Below are 11,886 nucleotides of genomic sequence, written 5' to 3' on the forward strand. Positions count from 1 at the left end.
GGCGTCGGGCCCGGTCCGGTGGCGCCCCGGTCGGTCGGCGCTGACTGGCGGGTGGCTCCGCCGGGCACCGTCGGCTCGGCGCCGGGTGGCGTCGAGGTCGGCTCGGGGGCGGTGGCGCGCTGCGGTGGCTGGGCCCAGGGTGATTCGCCCCGGCCACCGGGGCCGGCGGCGGACTCGTCGCGGACGCCGGCCCCGGCGGGATCGGGCTCGCCGCGGGTGTCGGCCCCGGCCGGATCGGGCTCGCCGTCGTCCTGGCTGGCCGGCGGGGTCGTACCCTCCGGCGTCGTGACCGGCGGTTCGCCGGCGCGGGCGGGCGGGCGCGGGTCGGCGGGTGAACTCCCCGGTTGCCCAACCGGGTCCGGCGTGCCGTTCGGGTCCGTGGGCGCGGCCGACCCGGCCGGTGGACCGGGCGGCTGGTCGAGCGTGAACGGAAGGTCCAGGTCCACCGGGGCCGGCGGGCGGGATGCCGGCCGTACCGTCTCCGGGACCGGTCCCTCACCCACCGGGGTGGGCGGGGGTGTGGCCGGCGCGGTCGACGGCGGCCAGTTGGGCGTGTCCGGCCCGGGCGGGGTGGGCGGCCAGCTCACCGTGCCGGGCTGGGCCGGGGCGGCCCAGGGCGGGACGGTGGCGGCCGGGTCGCTCTGCTCGGGCGGCCAGAGCGGTTCGATGTCCCGCTCCGGCACCTGCGGTTGGCCCGGTACGTGGGCCCGGTCGGCGTTCTCGTGCACCACGGTTCCTCCCCATTCCTCCCGCCGAGGATAGGCCGTCCGGCTGCCCGGCCGCCCGGTCGGAAGATCGACGGAGGTCAGCCGGACCAGACCGCCCAGGCGCCCGGCTCGATCCACCAGGAGCGCTTCCGGTTCAGTTCAGCCTCGACGCCGTCGTCCAGGAAGGGCACCTTGTCGTCGCGCGGCACCACGGCCACGGCCCGTCCGCGGGCGCGCCGCACCTCCAGGCGTACCCGCTTGCGGCCCCACGTGGAGCGGGCGACCACGGGCACGGCCACCGCCACCTCCACCCGGCCGTCGGCCGGGTCCGGGTCGGCGAGCAGCGTCACGTCGGCCAGGCGCGCGTACCCACCGGCGTTGCCGATCGCGCAGGCCATGATCGGCTCGTCCCCGTCGCTCAGCGTCGTCCCGTCGACCTCCACGCGGGCCCGCCAGTGCAACGGCCGGCCCGCGTCGTCGGCCGCGCCGAGCAGGGCGCCGTCGAGGGTCACCGAACCGCCGTCGTTGCGCAGCAGGTCGAGCCGGCGAGCCGTACCGTCCAGCACCGCGGCGGCCACCGCCGCCGGGTCCCGGGGCAGCCCGAGCTGCCCGGCCAGGTCCCGCGCCGGACCGCTCCGGGCCGGATCGAGCGGGAGTACGCCGACCGGGGGCAGGTCCGGCACCGTCCGGTCGCCGGGCAGGTCGTCCGGACGGCGGCTGGGCGGCGGGGCGTACCGGCGGACCAGCCGGCGCAGCACGGCGCGCAACTGGCCGTCACTGGCCGTAGCGATCACGAGACGGGTCTTGGAGTCCGGGTCGGGCCAGGTGAGGCCGTCGGCGCGCGGCGGGGCGTCCAGCCGAGCCAGCACCTCGTCGATCTCCGCGTCCGACCGGGCGGTGACTGTCACCACCCGCGCGCCCCGGGCGGTCAGCGCGTCCGCGCAGGCCAACACCGGTACGCGCGGCGTCTCGCAGCGCTCCGGGGACTCCTCGCCGGCTCCCTCGGCGGCGCCACCGCAGCAGGCGTCGCCACCGCCGCAGCCCCCACCGGCGGCGTCCCGCTCCGAGCCGAGGGTGAGCAGCACCACGTCGTACACGAAGGAGCCTCCTGCTTCTCGACGAACCCCTGCCGGTCCCATCGTCACTACTTGTTAGCCTGACACCCCGGGCTCGCTGACCGGTCGCCACCTGGCACCCGAGCCTTCTGGAGGCGGAGAAGATGCCAGCGATCGTGCTCCTCGGTGCCCAGTGGGGCGACGAGGGCAAGGGCAAGGTTACCGACCTGCTGGGTGAGCGGGTCGACTACGTCGTGCGCTACTCCGGCGGCAACAACGCCGGACACACGGTGATCACCCCGGACGGCCAGAAGTACGCGCTGCACCTGATGCCGTCCGGCGCGCTGTCGCCGAGCGCGATGATCGTCATCGGCAACGGCGTGGTGGTCGACCCGAAGGTGCTGCTGGAGGAGATCGACGGCCTCGCCGAGCGCGGGGTGGACGTGTCCCGGCTGCGCATCTCCGGCGACGCGCACCTGATCATGCCGCACCACCGGGCGCTGGACCGGGTGGTCGAGCGCTACCTGGGCAGCTCCCGGATCGGCACCACCGGCCGGGGCATCGGCCCCGCGTACGGCGACAAGGTCGCCCGGATGGGCATCCGGCTCCAGGACCTGCTGGACCCCGGCATCCTGCGGAAGAAGCTGGAGTTGGCGCTCCGCGAGAAGAACCAGCTTCTCTTCAAGGTCTACAACCGCAAGGCGATCGACGTCGACGAGACCGTCGAGGAGTACCTGCGGTACGCCGAGCGGCTGCGGCCGTACATCGCGGAGACCCGCGTCATGCTCTGGGACGCCCTGGACCGTGGCGACACGGTGCTGCTGGAGGGCGCCCAGGCCACCATGCTCGACATGGACCACGGCACGTACCCGTTCGTCACGTCGTCGAACCCGACGGCCGGCGGCGCGTGCGTGGGGGCCGGCATCCCGCCGACCGCGATCACCAAGGTCATCGCGGTGAGCAAGGCGTACACCACCCGGGTGGGCAGCGGCCCGTTCCCCACCGAGCTGTTCGACGACAACGGCCAGCACCTGCGCAAGATCGGCCACGAGTACGGCACCACCACCGGCCGGGAGCGGCGCTGCGGCTGGTTCGACGCGGTCGTCGCCCGGTACGCCTGCCGCCTCAACGGCGTCACGGATCTGGTCGTCACCAAGCTCGACGTGCTCACCGGCATGGCCAAGGTGCCGATCTGCGTCGGGTACGAGATCAACGGGCAGCGCTACGACGACATGCCGATGACGCAGACCGAGATCCACCACGCGACGCCGATCTACGAAGAGCTCGACGGCTGGTGGGAGGACATCACCAAGGCCCGCACCGAGGACGAGCTCCCGGAGAACGCGAGGCGCTACATCGCCCGCATCGAAGAACTCACCAACACCCGCGTGAGCGTCGTGGGCGTAGGCCCCGGCCGCGAAGAAAACGTCCTCCGCCACCCCCTCCTCCCCTAACCCCCCCCGTCCCCGTCCCCGTCCCCGGCCCTCCAGCCCCGCCCGGCTCCCGCCCGGCTCCCGCCCGGCTCCCGCCCGGCTCCGTCCGGCCCTCCAGCGCGTTGATCAAGGAGTTTGCGTCCAGGATCCGGCGGATCTGAGACCTGAACTCCTTGATCAACAGTGTTGGGTGGTGGGGGTCGGGTGGGGCGGCAGGGGGGCGGGGCGGTGGGGCGGGTGGGTTGTTGTCCACAGGGGGAGGGAGGGTTTTCCACAGGGGCGGCGGGATCAGTGCGCGGGTTGACAGGCTGCGGCGGTGGTCGATGTCGAGGTGCTCCGGCTGGTGGCTGGCCGGCAGGGTGGGTTCGTGACGGCGGCACAGGCCCTGGGCCTGGGGTTCAGCCGGGATCAGATCCGGCACCTGGTCCGGTCCGGCCGCTGGACACGCGTATCGCGGGGCTGTTTCATGCCGATCGCCGGGCCGCACCCGGCGGCATTGCGAGCCGCGTGCATCAGCGCCGCGGTCACCAGCCTGGGCCCGGGAGCGGTCGCCGTCCTCGACACCGCTGCCGAGCTGCACGGCATCGACGGTCTTCGGGCGACGGGGGCGGTGCACGTCTCGGTGCCACCCGATCGCCCGCACGTGCAGCGCCGCGCCGATCCGGGTCTCGTGGTGCATCAGCTCACCCTCGGTGCCGCCGATGTCTGCCAGGTGGGTGGTGTGCCGGCAACCACGCCGGCGCGCACCGTCGCCGACCTCGTCCTGCGCCTGGATCGCTATCCGGCGGTGTGCGTCCTCGACTCCGCCCTCAACCGGCAGCTCCTCGCCGAGCCCGACCTCTCGCTGGTGCTGACACACCTCACCGGCCGGCGCGGGGCGGTCGCCGCGAGGACGTACCTTGCCGAGGTCGACGGCCGTGCCCAGTCACCGCTGGAGACCCGCGCGCGGCTCCGGTGCGTCGACGGTGGCGTACCACCCGAGGTCCTGCAGCTCGAGGTCCGAGACGACGACGGCTACCTGCTGGGCATCGGAGACCTGGGCTGGCGTAGCGCGCGGCTGATCGCGGAGGCCGACGGCCGAGGTCCGCACCGGACCCCAGGGGCGGTGTACGCGGACCGACTCAGGCAGAACCGCCTCGTCAACGCCGGCTGGCGGGTGCTCCGCTTCACCTGGATGGACACCCTCCGGCCCGACTACATCCCGGAAACGGTCCGGCATGCGCTCGGCAGACGCCGTTGACCAAGGAGTTCGCGTCGGTGAATCACCGAATCTGAGACGCAAACTCCTTGATCAACAGCGGTGGGCGGGGTGGTCAGTAGGATGCGGGGTCGTGCGGGTTCTTCTTGTGGGTGGTGGTGGGCGGGAGCACGCGCTCGCGCTCGGGCTGGCCGGTGATCCGGCGGTCGAGGTGCTGGTCGCGGCGCCGGGTAATCCGGGGATCGCGGCCGTGGCCGAGGTGCGGGCGGTGGAGCCCACCGATCCGGCGTCGGTGGCGGCGCTTGCCGTGGAGGTCGGTGCCGACCTGGTGGTGATCGGGCCCGAGGCGCCGCTGGTGGCGGGGGTCGCCGATGCCGTACGCGCCAAGGGCATCGCCGTGTTCGGCCCGTCCGCGCAGGCCGCCCGGCTGGAGGGCTCGAAGGCGTTCGCCAAGGACGTGATGACGGCCGCCGGCGTGCCCACCGCCCGGGCGTACACCTGCGAGGACGCGGAGAGCGTCCGGCGCGCGCTGGCCGAGTTCGGCGCGCCCCACGTGGTGAAGAACGACGGGCTGGCCGCCGGCAAGGGCGTGGTGGTCACCGACGACCCGGCGGTCGCCGAGGCGCACGCGGCGGAGTGCGGCCGGGTCGTCATCGAGGAGTACCTGGCCGGACCCGAGGTGTCCCTCTTCGTGGTCACCGACGGCGAGGCGGCGCTGCCGCTGCTGCCCGCCCAGGACTTCAAGCGCGCCGGCGACGGCGACACCGGCCCGAACACCGGCGGCATGGGGGCGTACGCGCCGCTGCCGTGGGCGCCGCCCGGGCTGGTCGACGAGGTGATGCGCGACGTCGTGCACCCGACGCTGGCCGAGATGCGCCGGCGCGGCACCCCGTTCTCGGGTCTGCTCTACGTCGGCCTGGCGATCACCGCCGCCGGCCCCCGCGTGATCGAGTTCAACGCCCGCTTCGGCGACCCGGAAACCCAGGTGGTCCTCGCGCTGCTGGACACCCCGCTGGCCGGGCTGCTGCACGCCGCCGCCACCGGCACGCTGGCGGCCCACCCGCCGCTGCGCTGGCGCGACGGTTCGGCGGTCACGGTCGTGGTGGCGGCCGAAGGTTATCCGGCAGCGCCGCGCACCGGTGACGTGATCACCGGAGCCGAACAGCCCGGCGTGATCCACGCCGGCACCCGCCGGGACGGCGACGGCACGCTGCGGTCGGCCGGCGGCCGGGTGCTCTGTGCCACGGCCACCGGCCCGGACCTGGCGGCGGCACGGCAGGCCGCGTACGACCTGGTGGCGGGGATCGGGCTGGCCGGCTCCCAGCACCGGACCGACATCGCCGCCGCGGCCGCCGACGGACGGATCAGCCTGCCGGCCTGACCGGGCGCCGGCGGCGGACGGATCAGCCTGCCGGCCTGACCGGGCGCCGCCTGCGGACGGACCAGCCGGGCGGCCTGACCGGTTGCCGGCGGCCGACGGATCAGGCCTGACCGGGTGCCGGCCAGCTTGTCGGCCTGACCTGTTGCTGGCGGCCGACGGATCAGGCCTGACCGGGTGCCGGCCAGCTTGTCGGCCTGACCGGTTGCCGGCGGCAGACGGATTAGGCCTGACCGGCCGGCGAGGCACGAAACCGTCCGCCCGGAGCAGGGGCGCTAGACCGCCCCGACGCCCGGGCTGGCTGGTGGGGTGGTCGGCTGGGCCGGCGGGACCGTGCCCTGGACGATCCGGTCCAGCAGGTTGCGGGTGGCCCGTTCGATGCGTTCGTCCCGCCCGGTGGGGCTGTTCAGTGCCGTCGTCCAGAGCAGCGTGCCGGCGGCGAAGACGACCGCCCCGTTGGCGGTCTCGTAGATGTGGCTGCTCTGGATCTGCGGTCGGCCCTGAGTGGTCCGGTAGGGCGAGGCGCTGAGGATCGCGGCACGCACATCGCGGAGCGGCTTGACGCGCGGGGAGCGGCCGTCCGCCTCGCCACCGACGAGGTTGGGGATCCGGTCGCCTTCGGCGACGCCGGTGCCCGCCCAGAACCAGTGGTCGGCGGCGCGGACGATGAGTGGCTTGCGGCCGTCCACGATGCCGTTGTACTGCACGCCGAGGAACGCCTGCTCGGGTTCGCCCCGGTCGCGCCAGCGGCAGGTGGTCTCGTCGGTGACCGCGCTCAGGTCGGCGGGCGGGATCCTGGTGCAGGTGATGGTCCGCTCCGGCCGGCCGTCGTCCGCTGCGTCGACGAGGATGCGCCAGTAGATGCTGTTCGCGCCGAAGTAGGCGAGGCTGGTCCCGCCGGCTACCGCCCGTTCGGCGGCCCTGCGCATCTCGGTGGACCAGTATTCGTCGTGCCCGCAGAACACGATGCCCCGGTGCCGGGTGGGATCGATCCGCCCCGCGTGCAGGTCGAAGTCGGTGGCGTAGGAGACGTCGTAGCCGGACCGCTCCAGGAACTGGATGGCGTGCTGGTCGTCGAGGAAGTGGGAGGGGATGCCGTCGTTGGCGTACGGCCGGTCGAAGGAGACCCGGGCCGCCCGCAGCTTCGGATCCCGACGGCCGTGGGGGGAGTAGCCGTTGTAGAGGCTCTTGCCCTGCCGGCGGTCCTTCGGCCACTGGTTGTACGCCTGCCAGGTGGTGACCGGCAGGACCACGCAGAGGTCGGAGCGGCGCTGGTCGTCCCGGACGATGAACGGGGTGCAGGCCCGCCGGCCGGCGGCCGAGGTGAACACCGCCTGGTAGACCCCCGAGGGCCAGTCGGTGGGCACGTTCAGCCGCCAGGAGCGGGGCCAGCGGCAGGCGATCATGCCGTCGGTGGCGTCGGCCGCCGGCACCTTCCGGGGAACCCCGTTGAGGTACGGACTGGTGTACAAAGTGCGGGCGCCCGCGCCGCCGTACCAGCCGAGTCGGTGGATGGAGATCCGGTACCGGCCGGCCGGGTTCACCGCGACGTGGAAGTCGAGGGAGTCACCGGGCAGGACGCTGGTCCTGCTGGCGTACCCCTGGATCTGCCGGTGGTTGTCGTCGGCGGCCGGCGGGCCCTCGGTCGGCCACCAGGGCTCGCCGGGCCGGAGGTTCTCGTCGGCGACGGGGGACGGCGGCTGCTGCCGGACCGACACGTCGGAGGGGCTCGGCGCCGGCGCCGGCGTCCGGCCCGGGAAGTATTCCGCGTTGATAGCCGCGGCGGACGCCCCACCAGCCAGCAGGGCGAGCGCCCAGCGCCGACGCATGCGGACCATCTAGTGGCTCCTGGGGCATGGAGAGGACCTGCCGGGCCCGGGACGAAAGCGGGGAGAGGTTATCACGCTCCGTACGTCAAATCTGTCCCTCGCGCGGGCGCTCACGCGCACCGGCCGAGCTGACAATCACTCGTAGTAACGGCGGAGCTCGCGCCCGACCACCTTGCCGGTGGCGTTGCGGGGCAGGTACTTCACGAAGACCACATCCCGCGGTACGGAGAAGCGGGCCAGGTAGTGCCGCACGTACTCGCGGACCGCGGCCGGGTCGAGCTGCTCGTCCGGGTGCAGGGCCAGGAAGGCGGCCAGTCGCTGACCGTATTCGGGATCCGGTACGCCGATGACCGCGACCTCACGCACCTGCGGCAGCCGGGCGATCAGATCCTCCACCTCGGACGGGAAGACGTTCTCCCCGCCGGAGACGATCATGTCGTCGGCGCGGCCGTCGACGAAGAGCAACCCGTCGGCGTTGACCCGGCCCAGGTCACCGGTGTCGAGCAGGCCGTCGTGGCTCTCCCGGCTGGCTCCGGAGGTGTACCCCTCGAAGAGCATCTCGTTGCCCACGAAGATCCGCCCGACCTGTCCGCCCGGCACGGGCCGGCCGGCGTCGTCGAGGATCTCCAGCCGGGTGCCGTGCGGCGGCCGGCCGGCCGTGGTGGGCGCCGCACGCAGCTCGGCGGGGCCGGCGATGGAGGCCCAGGAGACCTCCGTGGAGCCGTAGAGGTTGTAGAGCACGTCGCCGAAGCGGTCCATGAAGGCGGTGGCCAGCCCGCCGGGGAGGGCCGAGCCGCTGACCGCGACCACTTTCAGCGGCGGTCGGGCCGCCGGCGGCGGGGCCTCCATCAACCGTTGCAGCATCACCGGTACGGCGAAGAGCGCGTCGCAGGACCGGGCGGTCAGCGCGGCCAGCGTGGCGGCCGGGTCGAAGCGGCGGTGCAGCACGACGGTGGCGCGCAGCGCGAACGCCACCTGGAGGGCGGCGTACCCCCAGGTGTGGAAGATCGGCGCGGCGATCAGCACGGTCTCCCGAGTGTGCAGCGGGATCCGGTCGATGATGGAGACCAGCGGGCCGAATCCGTGCGGGGTCGGTCGCCGGGCGCCCTTCGGTGCGCCGGTGGTGCCCGAGGTGAGCACGATGGTCCGGCCGTCCCGCTCCGGCGGCTGGAGCTGCTCTCCGGGCAGGGCGGCGGCGATCAACGCCTCCTGGCCCTGCTCGTCGACCCGGTGCACCTCGGCGGGGAGGGCGAGGAGCCGCTCGGCGAATTCCGCGTCGTGCACCAGCACCCGTAGCTCCTGCTCCTCGGCCACGGTGCTGAGCTGGCCGGCGGAGAGCCCGGTGTTGACCAGTACGGCGTCCGCACCGAGCAGCATGGCCCCGACGATCGCCTCGATCAGCCCGTGGTGGTTGCGGCACAGCACGCCGATCCGGTCGCCGCTGCGTACGCCGAGCACGGCGCGCATCGACCGGGCCAGCCGTTCCGAGCGGTCCAGCAGCTCCTGGTAGGTCAGGCTGCCGCCGTTCTCGTCGACGACCGCGGTCCGCCCGGGATCGCGGGCGGCGGCCTGGCGCAGCTCGCCGGCGAGGCTCCAACCCCAGCGGCGCAGCGCGTTGAGCTGGGAGGCGACCCGGATCGGGTGCCCCGGGGTGAGCAGTCCGCGTCGGGTCAGCGTGGCGACCATGAACGGCAGATCCATCCCGAGTCTCCTTCGCGTTCGAGTCTCCCGATCATGCACCGTCCGGACCTGGCCGGCCCGGCTGAGGTGATCATCTGTCCAGCCCGCGGACGTGCGGAGCCGCGTCCGTCGGGCAGGGGCGGACCGGCGGCCCGACCCGCGACGGGTACCACTCGGCACAGCGGATGTCGTCGCGGGTCGGGTCGGAGTCCGCCGGCGATCAGCGGATCTGCATCCCGGAGATGGCCCGGGAGATGACCAACCGCTGGATCTCGGAGGTTCCTTCGAAGATGGTGTAGATCTTGGCGTCCCGGTACCAGCGCTCCACCGGGTGGTCGCGCAGGAAGCCGGCGCCGCCGAGGAGCTGAACCGCCTTCTCGGTGACCGAGACGGCGACCTCGCCGGCCTTGAGCTTGGACATCGAGCCCTCGCCCGCCGTGAACGGCCGGTTGTTGCGGCCCATCCAGGAGGCCCGCCAGACCAGCAGCCGGGCGGCGTCGATCTCCATCTTCATGTCGGCGAGCGCGAACGCGACCGCCTGGTTGGAGATGATCGGCCGTCCGAACTGGACCCGGTCCTTCGCGTAGTCCAGGGCGTACTCGTACGCGGCGCGGGCCACGCCGAGCGCCTGGGCGCCCACGGTCGGTCGGGACAGCTCGAAGGTACGCATCGCCGCCTGGCCGGACGCGCGCTGCCCGGAGCGGGCCCGGGCCAGCCGCTCGTCCAGCGCCTCCTTGCCGCCGAGCAGGCAGCGCCCGGGCACCCGGACGTCGTCGAGGAAGACGTCGGCGGTGTGCGACGCGCGCAGCCCGAGCTTGCGCAGCTTGCGGGTGGCGTTCAGCCCCGGGGTGCCCGGTGGCACCACGAACGCTGCCTGCCCGCGCGAACCCAGTTCCGGCTCGACCGAGGCGGTGACCACGTGCACTCCGGCGATGCCGCCGTTGGTGGCGTACGCCTTCTGCCCGTTGAGCACCCACTCGTCGGTGGCCTCGTCGTAGACGGCGCGGGTCCGCATCGACCCGACGTCGGAGCCGGCCTCCGGCTCGGTGGTGCAGAACGCGGCGACCGCGGGCTGGTCGACGTCGCCGAAGCACTGGGGCACCCACTCGACCAGCTGGTCCGGGGTGCCGGCGCCGTAGATCGCGGCGACCGCGAGGGAGGTGCCGAAGATGCCGAGCCCGATGCCGGCGTCACCCCAGAAGAGTTCCTCGCTGGCGATCGGAAGCGAGAGGCCGGTGGGATCGGCCCAGCAGGTGGCGAGGAACTCGAAGCCGTACAGGCCGACCTTCGCGGCTTCCTGAATGATCGGCCAGGGGGTCTCCTCGCGGGCGTCCCACTCGGCCGCGGCCGGGCGCACGACCTCGGCGGCGAAGCCGTGCACCCAGTCGCGGAGGTCCCGCTGTTCCTCGTTCAGGTCGAGCGAGAACTCGGTCATGTCAGGCCTTCGGGATGTCGAACAGGTTGGCGATGTTGGCCGCCAGACCCAGGTCGCCCTTGGCCTTCAGCTTGCCGGTCATGAACATCATGACCGGGTTCGCGCCGCCGGAGACGATCTTCAGGAACTCGACCGGCCCCATGGTGAGGCTGAGCTTGGGGTCGCGGGTCGGGGTCTCCGAGACGGTGCACGTGCCGTTGTCGATGACGATCTCGTAGGTGTCGGTGCCGCCGTCCGGCCGACCGGTGATGTTCCAGTGGATGACCGCGTTGGTCGAGCCGGCGCGGTCGGCGCGGAACAGCGACGGCATCCGGTTGAAGACCTCGCTCAGCACCTTGCCGCGCAGCTCGCCCGACATGATCTCGGCGATCTTGTCGTCCGGAGTGGACTTGACCAGCTGGGCGAACTCCTTCGGGCCGACGTTCGCGAAGTTGGCCGGGTCGAAGTCAGTCATGGGGGATGCACCTCTCGACTTGGTTACTCTGGCGTAACCTTACGCACCAGTAGGTATGCTCGCAAGGTGTCCAGCACGCCCACCTTCAAGCGCCTGCCCCGGGCGGTCCGCGAGCAGCAGATGCTCGACGCGGCGGTCAAGGTCTTCTCCCGCCGCGGCTTCCACGCGGCCAGCATGGACGAGATCGCCGACGACGCCGGCATCTCCAAGCCGATGGTCTACGCGTACCTCGGGACGAAGGACGAACTCTTCGTCGCCTGCCTGCACCGCGAGGGCACCCGGATGATGGAGGCCATCGCCGGGGCGGCCGCCCCCGACCTGCCCGCCGACGAACGGCTCTGGCGTGGGCTGCGCGCCTTCTTCGGCTTCGTCGGCGCGCACCGGGACGGCTGGGCGGTGCTCTACCGGCAGGCCCGCGCCTCCCAACCGTTCGCCGCCGAGCTGGCCACCATGCGCGGCCGGCTGGTCGACGTGGTCGCCGGCATGCTGGACCACGCGCTGCGCGCCAAGGGCCGCGAGGTCCGCGCCACCGATCTTGAGGTCGTCGCGTACGCCCTGGTCGGCGCGACCGAGTCCCTCGCGGACTGGCTCGCCGACCACCCCGAGGCGGACCCGGAGAAGACCGCCACCCGGATGATGAACGTGGCCTGGCTCGGCGCCGACCAACTGCTCCGCGGCACCGTCTGGCACCCACCCGCCGACTGATTTCCTATCGGG

9 protein-coding genes and 1 pseudogene are annotated in these 11,886 nt (G+C 73.1%); 4 read left to right on the plus strand and 6 right to left on the minus strand.

The features are described from left to right. Positions 1-731: pseudogene (locus tag LQ51_RS33260) on the minus strand (chromosome partitioning protein); the annotation flags it as partial. A gap of 74 nt (positions 732-805) precedes the next feature. Continuing rightward, the gene (locus tag LQ51_RS04880; protein WP_046563449.1) at positions 806-1,804 is read right to left on the minus strand and encodes a diacylglycerol kinase family protein; all 999 of its coding nucleotides are present in this window, start codon (positions 1,802-1,804) and stop codon (positions 806-808) included. 122 nt (positions 1,805-1,926) lie between these two features. Here LQ51_RS04880 and LQ51_RS04885 point away from each other — a divergent pair, with 122 nt between their 5' ends. The 3 genes from LQ51_RS04885 (at position 1,927) to purD (ending at position 5,774) form a co-directional block, all read left to right on the plus strand. After that, positions 1,927-3,216, plus strand: a complete 1,290-nt coding sequence (locus LQ51_RS04885) for an adenylosuccinate synthase (protein WP_046563450.1) — start codon at positions 1,927-1,929, stop codon at positions 3,214-3,216. Between the two features lie 295 nt (positions 3,217-3,511). Then, positions 3,512-4,435 (plus strand): type IV toxin-antitoxin system AbiEi family antitoxin domain-containing protein, encoded by a 924-nt coding sequence (locus tag LQ51_RS04890; protein ID WP_046563451.1) that lies wholly within the window; start codon positions 3,512-3,514, stop codon positions 4,433-4,435. A 91-nt stretch (positions 4,436-4,526) separates the two neighbouring features. After that, entirely contained in the window at positions 4,527-5,774 is a 1,248-nt protein-coding gene (gene purD, locus LQ51_RS04895; protein WP_046563452.1) for a phosphoribosylamine--glycine ligase, read from the plus strand. Positions 5,775-6,046: 272 nt separating this feature from the next. Here purD and LQ51_RS04900 read toward each other — a convergent pair whose 3' ends face one another. The 4 genes from LQ51_RS04900 to LQ51_RS04915 form a co-directional block, all read right to left on the minus strand. After that, positions 6,047-7,609: a N,N-dimethylformamidase beta subunit family domain-containing protein gene (locus LQ51_RS04900; RefSeq protein ID WP_046563453.1), complete on the minus strand. Its 1,563-nt coding sequence runs from the start codon at positions 7,607-7,609 to the stop codon at positions 6,047-6,049. Positions 7,610-7,735: 126 nt separating this feature from the next. Next, the gene (locus LQ51_RS04905) at positions 7,736-9,301 is read right to left on the minus strand and encodes an AMP-binding protein (protein WP_046563454.1); all 1,566 of its coding nucleotides are present in this window, start codon (positions 9,299-9,301) and stop codon (positions 7,736-7,738) included. Positions 9,302-9,500: 199 nt separating this feature from the next. Further along, positions 9,501-10,715, minus strand: coding sequence for an acyl-CoA dehydrogenase family protein (locus tag LQ51_RS04910; protein ID WP_046563455.1), 1,215 nt, complete (start codon positions 10,713-10,715; stop codon positions 9,501-9,503). A 1-nt stretch (position 10,716) separates the two neighbouring features. Next, complete coding sequence (locus LQ51_RS04915) at positions 10,717-11,169, minus strand: SCP2 sterol-binding domain-containing protein (protein ID WP_046563456.1); 453 nt, start codon at positions 11,167-11,169, stop codon at positions 10,717-10,719. A gap of 66 nt (positions 11,170-11,235) precedes the next feature. On the opposite strand from LQ51_RS04915, the gene LQ51_RS04920 reads away from it, so the two are divergent. Then, positions 11,236-11,874, plus strand: a complete 639-nt coding sequence (locus LQ51_RS04920) for a TetR/AcrR family transcriptional regulator (RefSeq protein WP_046563457.1) — start codon at positions 11,236-11,238, stop codon at positions 11,872-11,874. The last annotated feature ends 12 nt before the right edge of the window (positions 11,875-11,886 follow it).

The sequence above is a fragment of the Micromonospora sp. HK10 genome, assembly GCF_000982955.1.
Classification (GTDB): domain Bacteria; phylum Actinomycetota; class Actinomycetes; order Mycobacteriales; family Micromonosporaceae; genus Micromonospora.